The organism is Streptococcus parasanguinis, assembly GCF_023109675.1.
GTDB lineage: Bacteria > Bacillota > Bacilli > Lactobacillales > Streptococcaceae > Streptococcus > Streptococcus parasanguinis_I.
On sequence record NZ_JALDUR010000003.1, the window covers coordinates 116,104 to 132,877 of the forward strand.

Sequence of the window (16,774 nt, forward strand, 5' to 3'; positions counted from 1 at the left end):
CCTTTCTAGCCAAGTAAGGTCGTGAAGGTCGTGAGAACCGCCAATTCCAATAGGAAAAAGACGTCTTCCTTCTTCCAGTGGAAGGCTTCTTTGCGCTTTGTATCCATACCGTAGCCTCTCAGCAACATGGCCTCGTAGACCTCTTTGGTATGGTTCTTCGTTGATAGATACAGGAGACCCAGAAGAGAGCCAAAGAGATGGAGGTTCACTTTTTGACCAACGGTCCGGAGTTGGACGCACTCAATTTGTTGGTGAAGGTGTTTTCCCAAAATATAACTATATTTCAGCGTAATATCAATGGTCTGGACAAAGGTCTTGGGGACATGTAGCTGCCTTAGGGCCTCAACCAGTTGGATGCTTGCGGTAGTGGCTAAAAAGAGAGAAATATTGAGGACAATCATCCCTGCACGTAGCAAAAAGAGCCCTCCATTTTGAAATCCTTGAAATAAGATGCTAGGTAATATCACAATTGTGGAAATCAGCAGCACCTTGAACAGGACCTTAAAGAGGTGGAGTAGGACCTCTCCAGGAAGCATGGCAATGTGCATTAACAAAAGGATACCAATCAACCACAGTTGGATGGGATGGTGGGCAGTCGTAATGAGAATGGCTAGAATTAAAAAGGAAACGAGTCGCATCCAAGACGAAGTTTTGGCCTTGAATGCGGGCGTCGTTTGTTTCATTTTGCCAAGAAAGTGGCGCAATGTTTGAAGATTCATTTGTAAATAGTGATGGCTTTTGGATGCTTCAAGAGTTGCTTGCTCTTGATGAAGCCAGTCAGGGAGTTTACGCATGAGAAGTTTTTTCTCCGTTCATTGATCGAATGATTTTACTGATGATATAGAAGATAAGGACGGCTGTCACGGCTGAGAGAATATAGCCGATCGCAATTTTAGTTCCAGGAATGGTGTAATCACTAAACAAGGCATCAAATGAGAATCCATTTTTGATCCCTGTTGGAACTTTGCCATGAAGCAGGCTACCCAATTCTTCAGCAGACCATTCACCAAAGGCTGTCCCATCTGCGAGAAGTCCAAGTGGGCTGAGGACGATCAAAGCAAGGAGCACCCAGCGAATTTTTTTAACGAATGAAGTTGTATTGACTGAACTTGGTGTGTACAACTCTGTAGGAGCGACTTGTTTGACAAAACGGTAAATCACAAAGGTGAAGAAGGCTTCGACCCAACCTGCTACAAGGAGGTGAGCTCCCAACATGGCAGGTACGGTAATACTCAATCCATAAGGGTTATAGAGCGGCTGACCAGCTTCTGAAGCGATGAGTGGTTGCAAGCCCAATTCAACACCAGCTAAGAAGGCTGCAGCATTGATCGAAAGATAAGAGCCGACAATGACGCCAAGCGTTTCCTGATGGTGCTTGCGGAACAAGCTATAAATAGCATAACCAACGAAAGGCATCACAATGGCCATGTTGAAAATATTGGCCCCAAGAGCGAGAATACCTCCATCCCCAAATAAGAAGGCCTGTAGCAGTAAGGCGACTGTCAGCGCCAGAGAGGCTGCATAGGGACCTATGAGAATGGCAAGAAGGGTTCCTCCGACAGCGTGAGCGGTCGTTCCGCCAGGGACAGGAACATTAAACATCATTAATAAGAAGGACAAAGAAGCAGCGATCCCAAGCATCGGAGCCAGCTCTTTATTTTCTTTTAATTGCACCTTGACTTTTTTGACAGATAAGACAATAACAGGTGCAGCAGCAACCGCTAAAACCGCACAACTTGCAGGACTAAGGTAATTATCTGGTATATGCATAACAAATTCTCCGTTAGTATGAATTATTTTCGTTAACAGATTACCACATTATAAAATCAGGTGTCGTTACAAAACGAGTCCAACATTTGTTACACATGCTAGAAAGAGGGCTATCTTGCTAAAAGAAATTAGTAGAAAGAAGAAGAAAAAACTAGTTTGAAGGGCTAGAAAGGCTTTTTTAAGGTGAATTTGGATAAAATTATTGGTTCCATATCGAAATAGTTGACAGATGTAACAAGCAGTGGTAGAATGATTTTGATATTTCGATATAGAAATAAAAAGGAGACAAAATGGACAAGATGTTAGGGGGCTACCAAGCTTTACAGATACGCTTATTAGACGGGCGACTTTTTCAAAAACTCTTGAGCAAGGAACCAGATGCCCAATACCGAAGTGAACAGGGGAAAATTTTAACGATTTTGTGGAAGCAAGACTTGGGGTGCGCTACTGCGACCGATATCGCTCTTGCGACGGGCCTAGCCAATAATACATTGACCAGCATGGTTAAGAAACTGGAAGAACAAGGCTTGGTTACGATTCAACCTTGTACGCAGGATAAAAGGAAAAAATATATTTCTTTGACAGATCTCGGTTGGGCGCAAAAAGAAATTGGAGACCGCGTTAGTAAAGAGTTGGGTGAGATTTTCTACCAAGGCTTTTCGGATCAAGAGATCCGAGAATTTGAAGCCTATCAAGAGCGTATTATTGACAATTTAAAAGCTAAAGAAAATGACATCTAGGGAAAGGAAGAAACAGTTATGATTGGAATAACAGGTGTAACAGGGAAATTAGGCTCTTATGTGGCTGATCTTGTCGATAAAAAAGGAATTGCTTCTATCCATCTGGCAAGAAGCCCAGAGCGTGCAAAAGTCTACGCGTCTGCGGAAATCCGTAAAATAGTGTATACCAATACTCCAAAAGTGGTTGAGGCCTTGAAGGGGGTCGATGTCTTATTGATGGTCTCTGCTCGGGAAAATCCAGAGCGTGTTGAGGAACACACGAGTCTTTTAGATGCCGCAAAGCTTGCTGGGGTGCAGCATATTGTTTGTACCTCCTTTTATGGGGCAGATGAGAAGGCAACTTTTACATTGTCTCGAGATCATGCCCAGACGGAAGCCTATATCAAGGAGTTGGGGTTCACCTACACTTTTTTGAGAGATAATTTTTACTTGGACTTCTTGATTGATATGGCGCTTGAAAATGGAGAGATTCGTGGTCCAGCAGGAAGTGGGAAGGTTTCAGCAGTTGCCCGTAAGGACACATCTAGTGTTGCAGCAGAGATTCTTTTACATGCTAAGAAATGGGAAAATCAAACCTTGAATTTGACAGGGCCAGAGGATCTTTCCATGGAAGAAATCGTAGCGCTTCTCTCAAAAGAGAGCGGTAAAACCATCGCGTATGTAGATGAATCAGTAGAAGAAGCCTATGAGTCACGGAAAAAATGGCCAGCACAAACTTGGGAGTATGATGCCTGGGTCAGTACCTATACAGCGATTAAAGCTGGAGAACAAGCTGGGGTTTCAACAGATGTCGAAAAAGTCCTAGGGTATCCAGCAAGTAGCTTATTGGATATTCTTAGAGACAGAAAACTTATTGAGGAAAAATATGATTGAATACAAACATGTAGCCTTGCGCTACACGGAAAAGGACATTTTGAAAGATGTCAATCTCCGCATTGAAAATGGAGAATTTATGGTTCTTGTGGGACCTTCAGGATCTGGAAAGACCACCATGATCAAGATGGTGAACCGTCTCTTGGAGCCGACGGATGGCAATATCTATATGGATGGGAAACGCATCAAAGAATATGACGAACGGGAGTTACGTCTCAGTACCGGCTATGTCCTTCAAGCCATTGCCCTATTTCCAAACTTGACCGTTGCTGAAAATATTGCTCTCATTCCTGAGATGAAGGGCTGGACTAAAGAACAAATTGCTTCTAAAACAGAAGAACTCTTGGCCAAGGTGGGGCTACCTGCTGCAGATTATGCTCATCGTTTACCAAGCGAGTTATCTGGTGGCGAGCAACAGCGGATTGGTATTGTGCGGGCTATCATTGGGGAACCAAAGATTCTATTGATGGACGAGCCTTTTTCAGCCTTGGATGCCATCTCCCGTAAGCAGTTGCAGGCTTTGACTAAAAAATTGCACAAAGAGTTTGGTATGACCACCATCTTCGTTACCCATGATACGGATGAGGCCTTAAAATTAGGGGATCAAATTGCAGTGTTGCAGGATGGAGAAATCCGCCAGGTGGCAGACCCTGAAACAATTTTACAAGCGCCTGCGACAGACTTTGTCGCAGATTTGTTTGGAGGTGCTCACCATGTCTAAACTACTTACAACTTTTCAAGATCGTTTTGGGGAATGGTTAACAGCCCTTGGGCAACACTTGCAATTGTCTCTTTTGACCTTATTGGTTGCTATTTTTCTGACCATCCCACTTGCGGTTTATCTAAATAGTCACAAAAAAGTGGCGAATTGGGTGCTACAAGTTGCGGGTATCTTCCAGACCATTCCCTCAATGGCTTTGTTGGGGCTCTTTATTCCTTTCATGGGGATTGGAACCTTACCGGCCCTTACAGCTCTAGTCATTTATGCTATTTTCCCGATTTTGGAAAATACAATCACAGCCTTGAACGGCATTGATCCTAGTCTTGAGGAGGCAGGGATTGCTTTTGGAATGACCAAGTGGGAGCGACTCAAGAAGTTTGAAATTCCACTGGCCATGCCTGTTATTGTATCAGGGGTTCGTACAGCAACCGTTATGATCATTGGGACAGCGACTTTAGCCGCTCTTGTTGGAGCTGGTGGATTGGGCTCCTTTATCCTTTTGGGGATTGATCGTCGAAATGCTAGTCTCATTTTAATCGGCGCAATCTCATCAGCCATTTTGGCCATTCTATTTAATGTTATTCTCAAATGGTTGGAAAAGGCCAAGTTGCGTACGATTGTTGCGGCCTTTGCGGTGATGCTCCTTGGTTTGGGAGCGAGTTATGCTCCAAGCATGATTCCTCAGAAAGAAAAAGAAAACCTAGTCATAGCTGGGAAATTGGGGCCTGAGCCTGAAATTCTCATGAATATGTACAAACTTCTCATTGAGGAAAATAGTGACATGACGGTGACCGTTAAGCCTAACTTTGGGAAGACAGATTTCCTTTATCAAGCGCTTAAAAAGGGTGATATCGATATCTATCCAGAATTTACAGGGACCATTACAAGCTCTCTCTTGCAACCAGCTCCTAAAGTCAGCAACGACTCCAAAGAAGTTTTCGAGGTTGCGCGTGATGGTATAAAGAAACAAGATCATCTAGCTTTACTCAAACCGATGGCTTATCAAAACACCTATGCGATTGCTGTTCCGAAAAGTATTGCGAAAGAGTATAATCTGAAGACGATTTCTGATCTCAAGAAAGTTCAGGACAAGCTCAAAGCTGGTTTCACGTTGGAATTTAACGACCGTGAGGACGGAAACAAAGGACTTCAATCAGTTTATGGACTAAATCTTAATGTGGCTACCATGGAGCCGGCACTTCGCTATGAGGCAATCCAACAAGGCAATATTCAAATAACAGATGCCTATTCAACAGACCCAGAAATTGCTCAATATAATTTAGTTGTTCTAGAGGATGACCAACACCTCTTCCCACCTTACCAAGGAGCACCCCTCATGAAAGAAGCTCTTCTTAAGAAACATCCAGAATTGGAAGGCATTCTGAACAAGTTGGCTGGCAAAATCACAGAGAGCCAAATGAGTCAGATGAACTACCAAGTGGGAGTAGAAGGAAAACCTGCTGCTAAAGTCGCACGTGAGTTTTTGGTAAAACAAGGACTATTGAAGAAATGATTAAGCAAGAAGAAATACAAGAAACTCTTTTGCGACTCTGCAAGCACTATGGAGAACAAAATTGGTGGCAATCGGATAACAAGATTGAAGATTTGGTATCGACCATTCTGATCCAGCGAACAACAGAGAAGAATGCTAAGTTGGCTTTAGCTGGTCTAATGGATGTCATGACAGTAGAGGGTATCCTGGCTTTACCGCTAGAAGAGTTACAGGAACGTATTCGACCTGCCGGATTTTTCAAGCAAAAGTCACAAACGATTAGGGGACTTCTGACCTGGTTAAGAGAAGTTGGTGGTTTTGAGTTTCTTGCCAGAATTGGAACAGAAGATTTACGGAAGCTACTGTTGGAGTTAAAAGGGATTGGTCCAGAGACTGCAGATGCACTTTTACTTTATCTTTTTGATCGTCCCGTTTTTATTTCGGATGAATATGCGAGAAGACTTTTTCGACGCTTAGGATTTGGAAACTTTGATACCTATAATGACATGCATGCTGTTTACGGTAACGTCTTGGAAGGCCTCACTCTCAAACAATGCCAAGAGATTCATGCTGTCATTGATGAACATGGGAAAGCTTTTGGTAAAAGTAAAGGCCAGTTAGACGAAAGTTGGTTACGATAAAAAGAGCCTAGGACAGTAGTCCTTTGACTCCACAAAAGAAACTGATTTTGTACTAACCTAAAGTTAGACAATTTATTTAAGCAAAGGATTTAGTTCTGTATTGCACAGGACTAAGTCCTTTTAGTTTTATCTTAATGCGTTTGTTGTTGTAATAATTAATACAGTCTACACTAGCTTGTTCCAATTGCTCAAGTGACTGAAACGTTTTCTCATGACCATAAAACATCTCAGACTTCAGAATGCCAAAGAAGGATTCCATCATGCCGTTATCTGGACTATTGTATTTACATGACATAGATGACTGGAGTATAAGAGTCATCCAAAAGTATGTGCCTCCTTGTTAAATATCAAAAGATTGGTGAAATGAATAGCGAATATCCCTTTTTATTTTACTTAAAATCAGATTTTTGGATGGAAATACCAGATGATAAAGTAAATCATTTAAAAAATAAAAAAGACAAACGCCCAAAATGACGTTTGTCTAGAATAAGGAAGTTATCCTTGTACTTTAGCTCTACTTATTAGCTTAGATCGTATGTTACTCAACAGATTTTAGGGCTTCGAGCATATTGACTTTCTTAAGGTGTTGGTTCACAAAGATACCGAGACCTGTCAGAATGATAATGACAACAAGTGTTGGAATGGCATAGATGAGCCAGCTCAGACCTGGATTGAACATAATATTTTCAGGAGGGATAACCTCTACCATGTATTGATGCAATCCCCAACCAAGTCCGAATCCAACCAAGATACCAATGATAGAGAGATAAATGGTTTCTCGATAGATGTAGAGTGTCACTTCTCTATTAAAGAAGCCTAGAACCTTAATGGTTGATAACTCACGGATACGTTCTGCCACATTGATATTTGTCAAATTAAAGAGAACAACTAAAGCAAGAAGAACAGAAATCCCAATCAATACTGCCATAACACGGCTAAGGGAGTTGACGATGGTCTTGATTTGTGCCTTTAGAGTAGTATTTTGAACAACCCCTTTGACACCATCAAGCTCCATAAATTGACTGGCTGTTTGCTCAACGTTTTTGTCTGAGTGATTCTTCAGTGTCAGAATAGTAGCATTTTGGCTCGCCTCTTTACCAAAAGCATTTCTGTAAGTAGTTTCATTCATAAAGATGAAGTGACCCATATACATTTCAGAAATACCAGCAACTTTGAGTTTGATATCCTTGTCTTGGCTATTTTGAACGGTTAACTCATCCCCTACAGAAACGCCAGCTAAGTCTGCCAATTTCTCAGAAATAATAATCCCTTTGTCGGTCAAATCGAGTTTTTGACCAGTTTCACGATTATTGAGCTTGATGTAATGTTGTAGAGTTTCTTGATCCTTGTCTTTGACCACAAGGGTTGTGATATCTTGACGATCGTTATTATTTCCTGCCACTTTTGAAAGCATTTCGTAATGAATAGAAAGATGTTCCTTGACCTTGCTATCGTTAATTAATTTTTGGATGTTTTCCTTTTCCTGCCCATCCAGATGATCCTTGTTTGCGACAATCATATCATAGCGAATGATGTTAGGGAATTGGCGTGTGTTAAGGTCTCCAATAGAAGAACGAATACCGAGTCCAGCAAAGAGAAGTGCGATGGAACCGCAGACACCAAAAATAGTCATGAACATCCGTTGCTTGTATCGGAAAATATTACGGGCAGTGACTTTTTGTGTAAAGTTCATCCGGTTCCAAAGTGGGGTGATGCGCTCCAAAAGAATCTTAGAACCAGATGTTGGAGGTTTTGGAAGAAGAAGTTGGGCTGGCTTTTCTCCTAATTCGCGCTTGGCTACCATGAAAGCGGGAAGAACTGTGGACAAAAGACCAAGCACAATAGCTAGAAGAGTCTTAAATGGATAAAAGTGTAACTCAATTGGTGCGAGGAGGATTCGCTCTTTATAACTATTGTATATGATAGTTGGAAGGAGAATATGTCCAGCAGCAACCCCAATAGCAGTACCAATCATGCTCGTCACGAATCCATAAATAATAAATTTACGGATGATGTCCTTGTTTTGGTAACCGAGAGCTTTGAATGTCCCTGCCTTAATCCGTTCTTCTTCGACGAAGCGTCCCATTGTTACAAAGGTAACCAAGGCAGCAATAAAGTAGAGGATAACAGGGAAGATATTACTGAGGTTCTGAAAAACAGAAGCGTTGGTCTCATATGAAACGTACCCTTCTGACCAAGGAGCTTCACGACGTGTGTAGACATCGTAGCTTGGTTCAGCAATGCTATCGATTTTTTCTTGAGCTTCCTTTATTTGCTCCTTCTTGTCAGCGATTTCATCTTGTGCCTGAGTCAATTGTCCCTGGACAAGAGGATTCTTATCCTGACCGCTGGCTTTCGCTTGTTCAAGTTTCTTGTTAAGCTCCGTTTCTGCTTTCTGAAGTTGTCTTGTTTGTTGGTCAATCTTAGCCTGTGGATCAGCTTTTAATTCTTTCAAACGGTTAGCAGGCTGATTTTTTACTAATTTTTCAAGCTCATCCTCGTGTTTGGAAACCTTGTCAGTGTAATCCTGGGTATAGGGGTTAGCTCCACGGACGTCTTTGTAAGCTAAGCGTGCAATCATGTAGACGTCGGAATCAAAACTAGATTCAGGAACAACCGCATACCCTTTGAGTTCCCCACTACCAGCTGTCGATGAACCTAGGTCAACACTTGATAAGATTTCAGAAGACTGAACAAAGCCAGTGATGGTAAAACTGTGTTCTTTTAAGACATCCTTACCATTGTCACCCTCTTTTTCAGAAAACTCAATTTTGTCACCGATCTTATAGTTATCTTGATAGACTGAAGAAAGAACAATTTCACCTTGCTTACTTGGAAGTTTTCCTTTTACAACCTCATAAGTTGAGATATCTTTTGGTTTTGAAAATAGTCGAAAGGAATCAGTGGAACCTTTCAGTACTACATCTTTAAAGTAACCATACTCAATGTTTGCCTCTGATGAGACTTGATTTAGGAGGTCTTGATCTGACTGGTTCAGTCCATAGCTGCCAGTAACTGTGAGGTCAGCTGTTTGGTGTTTAGTAAAATAGCTTGTTCCCGTGTGTTGCATATCAGGTGTCGTCACCTTTAGACCCACAAGAGCGAAAGAACCTAAGGCCATGAGTGAAGCAATAGAAACCACCCGTCCTTTAGAACTAGAGAAAGACTTTCTCACGTCCTTCCAATAAGTTTTACGATTCATGAGACATCCTTTCTAGTACTCGAGGCTATCAATATCTTGTGGATGGGCATTGAGTTCAATACTTTGAACACGCGCATCATGCATACGAATCACACGATCAGCAATAGGTGCAAGCGCCCCGTTGTGAGTGACGATGATAACGGTAGCTCCTTCATTGCGAGCCTTGTCTTGGAGAATCTTCAAGACCTGTTTTCCAGTATTGTAATCCAGGGCTCCTGTAGGTTCGTCACAGAGGAGAATTTTCGGATTTTTTGCGACGGCGCGAGCGATAGCTACCCGTTGTTGCTCACCACCAGACAATTGTGCAGGGAAGTTGTTGATGCGTTTTCCTAGACCAACATCAATCAAAGTTTGTTCCGCATCTTTAGCATCCGCGACAATTTCAGAAGCCAACTCTACATTTTCTTTGGCCGTTAAGTTTGAGACCAAGTTATAGAATTGAAAGACGAATCCGACATCGTCTCTACGATAGGCTGTTAATTGTTTCGCATTATAATTGGAGATGTCTTTCCCATCGATGACGACCTTTCCTTCATCATTGGTATCCATACCACCAAGAATATTGAGAACAGTTGATTTTCCTGCCCCAGAAGAACCGAGTATAATCACTAACTCCCCTTTTTCAATTTCGAAAGTGATATCATTGTTTGCGATGATTTCCACATCACCTGTTTTATACCGTTTGTAACTATGTTTCATTTCAATATACGCCATGTGTATTTGTCTCCTTTAAAAATTATCAGCTGCTAAAACAACAACCTGTTGAATAATTACGAAGGTTATTTTATGATTTTTTAAATACGATTGCTACAACAGAAAACAACAATGTGTTGAAATAACGAAGAAAATATGATAATCATAACTGAAAATATCAGATGATAGTTGACATTTTCAAAATTCGAGATATACTTTAATCAACAATATGTAGAAATAAGGGGTTCGTATGCAACAGAGACAAACGACAACTAAGTCAGATATTAAAGAAGCCTTCATTCAGCTTTTGGCTACAAAAAGTTTAGAGGATATAACGATTAGTCAGTTAACTAAAAAAGCGGGTGTCAACCGCTCGACATTTTATCTGCACTACCTAGATAAACAGGATTTTTTAGAGCAATTAAAAGAAGAAACCATAACGACGGTTCGTATGATTTTGAGGAAAGAAACCTTTTATCCCAAAGAAGCCTTAGAAGCCATCTTGTCTTATTTCCAAGAGAACAGTGCTTTTTTTGCTGAAATTGCAAAAAATCCAAGCTTTCGTTTTGCAGACAACATTCGTTATTTTATCTTGGGGATGATTGAGTCTACGCCACGTTCTCGACCAGTCATTGTGGCAGCTTATCAAATGCCAGAGCGCTATGCTATTACCATGTATGTTTCTGGTTTGACAGGACTTATTGTCGACTGGATTATCAATGGGACTCAGGAAAACCCCCAACAATTGACCAAGATTATACTGGATTCCCCAGGGATGGAGTGGTTTAAAGAAAAGTAACTACTTAAGAATCCTCAGGGGCTTTGAAACAGAATTGCCTCTTATTGACAGAAGTTAGATGGCTGAGTCCTTTCATTCTAATTGTTGACTGTCTCTTCAAAAAAACTCCATTGAGTCTGGCTTAAAATTATGTTACAATAAGCCTTGAAAATGAATGAAAGTATATGGAAAAAAGTATGAAAAAACGACCAGTAATTGGAATTACAGGAAATGAAAGACCCTTCCCGGATGATCCAGACGCGAATATGAGCTATGCGGCGACTGGTTTTGTCGAAGCGGTCAAAGAGGCAGGAGGGATTCCCTTGATCTTGCCAATTGGAGATGCAGCCTTAGCCAAAGACTACATATCGATGATTGATAAGCTCATCATTACCGGTGGACAAAATGTCTTGCCCAAGTTTTACGGAGAAGAAATCACCATCGACAGTGATGACTACCTCTTGAAACGCGATCTCTTTGAGTTGGCCTTGATTGAAGAAGCGCGTGCGGCTAAAAAAGCGATCTTTACCGTTTGCCGTGGGACCCAGCTCTATAATGTCGCTCTAGGGGGAACTCTGTATCAAGACATTGAACACCACTGGCAGGACAATCCAGGTCAGTACACCAGCCAAGAGTTGGTGACCAAGGATCAGACGATCCTGCAAGAGATCTATGGTAAGACCAGTCGCATCAATTCTTTCCATCATCAAAGTATTAAAGACTTGGCAGATGGTTTAGAAGTGATCGCGCGGGATCCTAAAGATGACATCATAGAAGCCGTTCAATCCACAGATGAGAGTCGTTTCCTCGGCGTTCAGTGGCATCCGGAATTTCGTTTTGACAAGAGCCCAGCAGATCGCAAGCTCTTTGAATATGTCGTGAATGACTTATAACGAAGACCGAGGCTGGGACAAAAGTCCTAGCCTCTCAATTATTTTTGGATTGTCGAGCAAGACGCAGTGGTTGAGTGGGCTCTACTACGCTGATTTCATCAGCTTTTACAGCCCTACTCAACTGTGCGGAGGTGGGACGACGAAATCGAATTCTAACGAATGACCGATTTCTGTCCCACTCTCTTTTCTTTAATCTGCGTAAGAAAGACTGTAAATTGTGCCTAGGTTTTGGGGGAGGATTCGCTACAATAGAGCTAGTAGAATGAGGAGGATTAGGACATGTATCAATTTCCAAAGGATTTTTTATGGGGGAGTTCGACCTCGGGCCCTCAAACAGAAGGGCGTTTCGCCCAGGATGGAAAGGGAGACAATCTCTGGGATTACTGGTATAAGATCGAGCCCAACCGCTTTTATCAAGGGCAAGGACCAGAGAAAACATCGACTTTTTATGAACACTGGGAAGAAGATTTGGACCTCTTGTTAGAAACTGGCCACACGGCCTTTCGGACCTCTATTCAGTGGTCACGTATTTTCCCAGAAGGACGAGGAGAGATCAATCAAGCAGGCGTTGATTTCTACCGTCGTGTCTTTGAAAAGATAAAGGAGAAAGGGATTCACCTCTTGGTCAACCTCTATCATTTTGATTTACCGATGGCTCTTCAAGAGCAAGGGGATGGTTGGGAAAATAAAGAAACTGCCTATGCTTACCAAGAATATGCGCGTTTCTGTTTCAAGACCTATGGGGATCTGGTCGATCAGTGGATCACCTTTAATGAACCCATTGTCCCTGTGGAGTTTGGTTATTTTTATGATGCCCATTTTCCTCATAAGGTAGACGCAGCAGCAGCAGTAAAAGTAGCCTACCACACCCAGTTAGCAAGCTCTCTAGCGGTTAAGGCCTGTCACGAGGTGGATCCTAACTATCGTATCGGGATTGTGCTCAATTTGACACCAGCCTATCCTCGGAGCCAGCATCCAGAAGATGTGAAAGCTGCGCGTATTGCCGAGCTCTTTCAAGCCAAATCTTTCTTAGATCCATCTGTTCTTGGTCATTATCCTGAAGAATTAGTGGAGATCCTACGGGAGCGCGATCTCTTACCGGATTATGATCCCTTTGAATTGCGCTTGATTGAGGAAAATACGGTGGATTACCTAGGAGTTAACTATTACCAACCACTCCGTGTGGCGGCTCCTCGTTATGCTCCAAATCCAGCATCTCCCCTACTCTTTGAACAATTTTATGAACCTTATGTTATGCCAGGGCGCAAGATCAATCCCCACCGTGGTTGGGAAATCTATGAGCAAGGCTTGTATGACATTGCCCAAAACATCAAGGAAAACTATGGCAATATCGAATGGATCCTGACAGAAAATGGGATGGGGGTTGAAGGAGAGGAAAAATTCCGCAAGGATGGCGTGATCCAAGACGACTACCGGATTGACTTTGTCAAAGACCATCTTCGTGAGCTCCACCGGGCTATTCAAGATGGTGCCAACTGTAAAGGATATTTGATCTGGACCTTTATTGACTGCTGGTCTTGGCTCAATGGCTACAAGAACCGCTATGGTTTAGTTGAATTGGATCTTGGGAGTCAAAAACGTACCCTCAAAAAATCCGGCCATTGGTTCCGTGAGTTGAGCCAGCAGAATGGATTTGAAGAGTAGAAAAAGCAACCTATCAACCAAGATGTTGATAGGTTTTTCTTAACCCTTTCTTAACTAGACCAATTTTCTTGAATTTCCTAGTTGACAAACTGGAAGAAGCATTGTATACTGACTCCGCTGGTTGCTTTTTTGGTAAATTAGACTATACCAATTTCAAAGTAACTGAGAAATCGACCATGGGTCGTTTGACTAAGTAAAGGGGAAAGTATAGCAAGGCTATATCGTAAAAACTATGTGCGGAATCGTTGGTGTTGTAGGAAATACAAATGCTACTGATATTTTGATTCAAGGACTTGAAAAGCTCGAATACCGAGGCTATGACTCTGCGGGTGTTTTTCTGGCTAGTGAAGGCAAGAGCCAATTGGTAAAGGCAGTTGGCCGCATTGCAGAATTGTCGTCTAAGGCAGAATGTGTCGAAGGAACAGCTGGGATCGGACATACCCGCTGGGCAACTCACGGAAAACCAACTGAGGACAATGCCCACCCACACCGTTCTGAAACAGGTCGCTTTGTGTTGGTCCACAATGGGGTCATTGAAAACTACCTTGAAATCAAGGAAGAATACCTAGCCGGTCACCATTTCAAGGGGCAAACAGATACAGAAATTGCAGCCCACTTGATTGGAAAATTTGCTGAAGAAGAGGGCTTGTCTACGCTTGAAGCCTTTAAAAAAGCTCTCCACATCATCCGTGGGGCCTATGCTTTTGCTTTGATGGATGCGGAAGATCCAAGCACCATCTATGTGGCAAAAAATAAATCACCACTCTTGATTGGTCTTGGCGATGGCTACAATATGGTCTGCTCAGATGCTATGGCTATGATTCGCGAAACCAACCAATACATGGAAATCCATGACCAAGAGTTGGTCATTGTCAAGGCTGACAGCGTTGAAGTGCAAGACTATGATGGCAACGTCAAAGAACGGGCTAGCTACACGGCTGAACTCGACCTTTCTGATATTGGAAAAGGGACTTACCCATACTACATGCTCAAGGAAATCGATGAGCAACCAACTGTCATGCGTAAGTTGATCCAAGCCTATACAGATGAATCTGGTCAAGTAGTAGTAGACCCAGCTATTATCAAGGCTGTTCAAGAAGCAGACCGCATCTATATCCTTGCGGCTGGGACCTCTTACCATGCTGGATTTGCGTCTAAAAAAATGTTGGAAGAGTTGACGGATACCCCAGTAGAACTCGGTATTTCATCTGAGTGGGGGTATGGTATGCCACTTCTCAGCAAGAAACCACTCTTCATCTTTATCAGCCAATCTGGTGAAACAGCTGATAGTCGTCAGGTATTGGTCAAAGCCAATGAAATGGGCATTCCAAGCTTGACAGTAACCAATGTTCCAGGATCAACTCTTTCACGTGAAGCAGACATGACTATGTTGCTCCATGCTGGTCCTGAAATTGCGGTAGCTTCTACTAAGGCTTATACGGCTCAAATCGCAGCTCTTGCCTTTCTGGCTAAAGCTGTTGGGGAAGCCAATGGCAATGAGAAGGCCAAAGCCTTTGATTTGGTGCACGAATTGTCTATCGTTGCCCAATCGATCGAATCAACCCTTTCAGAAAAAGAAGTGATCGACGAAAAAGTTCGTGGCTTGTTGGAAACAACCCGCAATGCTTTCTATATTGGACGTGGCCAAGATTACTATGTTGCTATGGAAGCCAGTCTGAAACTAAAAGAAATTTCTTACATCCAATGTGAAGGCTTCGCTGCGGGTGAGTTGAAACACGGTACTATCGCTCTGATCGAAGAGGGTACACCGGTTATCGCCCTCTTGTCTGATCCAGTCCTAGCCAGCCACACACGTGGAAACATCCAAGAAGTGGCAGCACGTGGGGCTCATGTCTTAACCATTGCAGAAGAAAATGTCGCTAAAGAGACAGATGATTTGGTCTTGACAGCGGTTCACCCTTACCTCTCTCCAATCTCAATGGTGGTACCAACCCAATTGATTGCCTACTTTGCAACCCTTCATCGTGGGCTCGATGTTGATAAACCACGGAACCTTGCTAAGTCTGTAACAGTTGAATAAACTTGTCTATATAGAAAAAATATCCTCGTTAGGTTTTTCCTAGCGAGGATGTTTGCTTTATTTATCAAAACCTTGCAAGGCTTTGAGGCGTTCTTCTGTTTGTCCCTTGGCATCTAGTTTTTTACCTTGGTAAACAGCAGATTCCCATGATCCATACATTGGATTTGGGAAGATGATGAATTTTTCACCGAATTCTTTTTGCAATTCGTCCAATTTCTTGTCGCGATCAGCTTCAGAGGTCTTAGAGAAGTCTGCAAAGTCAACCAGGTTGTCCCCAAAGAGCAAGACAAGATTGGTCTTTTCTTGTACAGCTTGGCGACGGCCTTCTTTTGATTTGACGCCATCTTCTAAGAACATGAGGTGGTCACGTCCTTGAACAGGAATGCCTTCTTTTTCAAGGTTCTTAATGGTATCATCTACTTGAGAGGTTGTACGGTCAGAAATGTAGTAGATTTGAACCCCGTTTTGATCCGCATATTGAAGGAAATCTTTGGCACCTGGCACCGCTTTTGCGGCTGCTTTTTTCACCCAAACATCCCAATCTTTAGGATTGAAGGCCGTACCATCTTTGACGTTTTGAACTTGGTAAGGGCTGTTGTCTAAAACAGTTTCGTCCAAATCCAAGACGATGGAATAAGGCTTATCAGAAGGCGTTTGGAGGATCTCTTTCAAACGGTCAGTAGCGACATTGTAGCCTTGTAAATACAAAGCCTTGGTTTCTGCTGCCTTTTGGTACCAAAGGACAGACATGGTATTTTCTTGTGAGCGCTGTTGATCATAGGTCATCGTCACCTGATTTTTAGTGCTGCTTGCTTTTGTCTCTTGCGTTTTAGTGGTATTGCTTCCACAACTTGTCAGTAAAATGACAGAAGCAAGAGCAGAAACGATGGTAAAGGTGGTTTTTGTTGTTTTCATAAACCGTACACTCCTTAAAATTATTCTATAAAAATTATACTCCTTTCAATCTTGCCTGACAAGAAAGAGAAGAAGGTGTCTAGGAATCGGTGAAAAGAAAAAGAAGGAAAAACGCTGCTATGAAAGGTTTCTTCGCCTCAACATATGCTATTTTTTCCTTTAAAAGAAGGGATATAGTTTTCTGCTATAACCGGATCAAGAAAAGATCAAAGCATCCCTTTTCTTCTAAAATGAAACAATAAAGAAAGATACTCGCAAGTCCCTATTTTCAAGCACTTGCGTTTTTTTGATGCCTTTCTCAATAAAGAAATTTTAAGGCCTTGATAGGGAAAATATATTAGTCAGCTACT

The 16,774-nt window shown here is 42.3% G+C and carries 14 protein-coding genes and 1 pseudogene; 9 read left to right on the plus strand and 6 right to left on the minus strand.

Going from position 1 to position 16,774, the window contains the following annotated elements; translation table 11 throughout:
* Positions 1-5 precede the first annotated feature (5 nt).
* Entirely contained in the window at positions 6-794 is a 789-nt protein-coding gene (locus M1G14_RS03710) for an energy-coupling factor transporter transmembrane component T (RefSeq protein WP_021154343.1), read from the minus strand.
* On the minus strand, positions 787-1,770 hold the full coding sequence (gene cbiM, locus M1G14_RS03715) for a cobalt transporter CbiM (RefSeq protein WP_021154344.1): 984 nt from the start codon (positions 1,768-1,770) through the stop codon (positions 787-789). The genes M1G14_RS03710 and cbiM overlap by 8 nt, the downstream gene beginning before the upstream one ends.
* 290 nt (positions 1,771-2,060) lie before the next feature.
* Here cbiM and M1G14_RS03720 point away from each other — a divergent pair, with 290 nt between their 5' ends.
* The 5 genes from M1G14_RS03720 to M1G14_RS03740 are packed head-to-tail and all read left to right on the plus strand — an operon-like array spanning position 2,061 to position 6,237.
* The gene (locus M1G14_RS03720; RefSeq protein WP_024054888.1) at positions 2,061-2,510 is read left to right on the plus strand and encodes a MarR family winged helix-turn-helix transcriptional regulator; all 450 of its coding nucleotides are present in this window, start codon (positions 2,061-2,063) and stop codon (positions 2,508-2,510) included.
* Between the two features lie 18 nt (positions 2,511-2,528).
* A complete protein-coding gene (locus M1G14_RS03725; RefSeq protein WP_247926297.1) occupies positions 2,529-3,383 on the plus strand; it encodes an SDR family oxidoreductase in 855 nt (284 codons plus the stop codon).
* Positions 3,376-4,104 (plus strand): ATP-binding cassette domain-containing protein, encoded by a 729-nt coding sequence (locus tag M1G14_RS03730; RefSeq protein WP_045759036.1) that lies wholly within the window; start codon positions 3,376-3,378, stop codon positions 4,102-4,104. The genes M1G14_RS03725 and M1G14_RS03730 overlap by 8 nt, the downstream gene beginning before the upstream one ends.
* Positions 4,097-5,617 carry an ABC transporter permease/substrate-binding protein gene (locus M1G14_RS03735; protein ID WP_247926298.1) on the plus strand — a complete coding sequence of 507 codons (1,521 nt, stop codon included), beginning with the start codon at positions 4,097-4,099 and terminating at the stop codon, positions 5,615-5,617. Before M1G14_RS03730 ends, M1G14_RS03735 begins: the two co-directional genes overlap by 8 nt.
* Positions 5,614-6,237 (plus strand): endonuclease III domain-containing protein, encoded by a 624-nt coding sequence (locus M1G14_RS03740; protein WP_003009934.1) that lies wholly within the window; start codon positions 5,614-5,616, stop codon positions 6,235-6,237. The genes M1G14_RS03735 and M1G14_RS03740 overlap by 4 nt, the downstream gene beginning before the upstream one ends.
* Positions 6,238-6,313: 76 nt before the next feature.
* Here the strand turns inward: M1G14_RS03740 and M1G14_RS03745 are convergent.
* From M1G14_RS03745 to M1G14_RS03755, 3 genes and pseudogenes are all read right to left on the minus strand, one after another.
* A pseudogene (locus tag M1G14_RS03745) lies at positions 6,314-6,544 on the minus strand (IS3 family transposase); the annotation flags it as partial.
* Between the two features lie 231 nt (positions 6,545-6,775).
* Positions 6,776-9,439 carry an ABC transporter permease gene (locus M1G14_RS03750; RefSeq protein ID WP_247926299.1) on the minus strand — a complete coding sequence of 888 codons (2,664 nt, stop codon included), beginning with the start codon at positions 9,437-9,439 and terminating at the stop codon, positions 6,776-6,778.
* Between the two features lie 12 nt (positions 9,440-9,451).
* Entirely contained in the window at positions 9,452-10,153 is a 702-nt protein-coding gene (locus M1G14_RS03755) for an ABC transporter ATP-binding protein (protein ID WP_003009942.1), read from the minus strand.
* A 229-nt stretch (positions 10,154-10,382) separates the two neighbouring features.
* Between M1G14_RS03755 and M1G14_RS03760 the strand changes: the two genes are divergently transcribed.
* The 4 genes from M1G14_RS03760 to glmS all read left to right on the plus strand — a co-directional run bounded on the left by M1G14_RS03760 (position 10,383) and on the right by glmS (position 15,509).
* The gene (locus tag M1G14_RS03760; RefSeq protein ID WP_003009944.1) at positions 10,383-10,931 is read left to right on the plus strand and encodes a TetR/AcrR family transcriptional regulator; all 549 of its coding nucleotides are present in this window, start codon (positions 10,383-10,385) and stop codon (positions 10,929-10,931) included.
* Positions 10,932-11,107: 176 nt separating this feature from the next.
* On the plus strand, positions 11,108-11,803 hold the full coding sequence (locus M1G14_RS03765; protein ID WP_247926300.1) for a gamma-glutamyl-gamma-aminobutyrate hydrolase family protein: 696 nt from the start codon (positions 11,108-11,110) through the stop codon (positions 11,801-11,803).
* 279 nt (positions 11,804-12,082) lie between these two features.
* Positions 12,083-13,468 carry a glycoside hydrolase family 1 protein gene (locus M1G14_RS03770; protein WP_049474419.1) on the plus strand — a complete coding sequence of 462 codons (1,386 nt, stop codon included), beginning with the start codon at positions 12,083-12,085 and terminating at the stop codon, positions 13,466-13,468.
* A gap of 232 nt (positions 13,469-13,700) precedes the next feature.
* Complete coding sequence (gene glmS, locus M1G14_RS03775) at positions 13,701-15,509, plus strand: glutamine--fructose-6-phosphate transaminase (isomerizing) (RefSeq protein WP_247926301.1); 1,809 nt, start codon at positions 13,701-13,703, stop codon at positions 15,507-15,509.
* A 57-nt stretch (positions 15,510-15,566) separates the two neighbouring features.
* Here glmS and M1G14_RS03780 read toward each other — a convergent pair whose 3' ends face one another.
* Positions 15,567-16,424: a 5'-nucleotidase, lipoprotein e(P4) family gene (locus tag M1G14_RS03780; protein WP_003004374.1), complete on the minus strand. Its 858-nt coding sequence runs from the start codon at positions 16,422-16,424 to the stop codon at positions 15,567-15,569.
* Positions 16,425-16,774 lie beyond the last annotated feature (350 nt).

Bases quoted from the DNA above. Each gene is read 5' to 3' on its own strand.
- M1G14_RS03770 (WP_049474419.1), top strand. From the start codon at position 12,083: ATGTATCAATTTCCAAAGGATTTTTTATGGGGGAGTTCGACCTCGGGC.
- M1G14_RS03710 (WP_021154343.1), bottom strand. From the start codon at position 794: ATGCGTAAACTCCCTGACTGGCTTCATCAAGAGCAAGCAACTCTTGAA.
- cbiM (WP_021154344.1), bottom strand. From the start codon at position 1,770: ATGCATATACCAGATAATTACCTTAGTCCTGCAAGTTGTGCGGTTTTA.
- M1G14_RS03750 (WP_247926299.1), bottom strand. From the start codon at position 9,439: ATGAATCGTAAAACTTATTGGAAGGACGTGAGAAAGTCTTTCTCTAGT.
- M1G14_RS03765 (WP_247926300.1), top strand. From the start codon at position 11,108: ATGAAAAAACGACCAGTAATTGGAATTACAGGAAATGAAAGACCCTTC.
- M1G14_RS03780 (WP_003004374.1), bottom strand. From the start codon at position 16,424: ATGAAAACAACAAAAACCACCTTTACCATCGTTTCTGCTCTTGCTTCT.
- M1G14_RS03755 (WP_003009942.1), bottom strand. From the start codon at position 10,153: ATGGCGTATATTGAAATGAAACATAGTTACAAACGGTATAAAACAGGT.
- glmS (WP_247926301.1), top strand. From the start codon at position 13,701: ATGTGCGGAATCGTTGGTGTTGTAGGAAATACAAATGCTACTGATATT.
- M1G14_RS03760 (WP_003009944.1), top strand. From the start codon at position 10,383: ATGCAACAGAGACAAACGACAACTAAGTCAGATATTAAAGAAGCCTTC.
- M1G14_RS03740 (WP_003009934.1), top strand. From the start codon at position 5,614: ATGATTAAGCAAGAAGAAATACAAGAAACTCTTTTGCGACTCTGCAAG.
- M1G14_RS03725 (WP_247926297.1), top strand. From the start codon at position 2,529: ATGATTGGAATAACAGGTGTAACAGGGAAATTAGGCTCTTATGTGGCT.
- M1G14_RS03735 (WP_247926298.1), top strand. From the start codon at position 4,097: ATGTCTAAACTACTTACAACTTTTCAAGATCGTTTTGGGGAATGGTTA.
- M1G14_RS03720 (WP_024054888.1), top strand. From the start codon at position 2,061: ATGGACAAGATGTTAGGGGGCTACCAAGCTTTACAGATACGCTTATTA.
- M1G14_RS03730 (WP_045759036.1), top strand. From the start codon at position 3,376: ATGATTGAATACAAACATGTAGCCTTGCGCTACACGGAAAAGGACATT.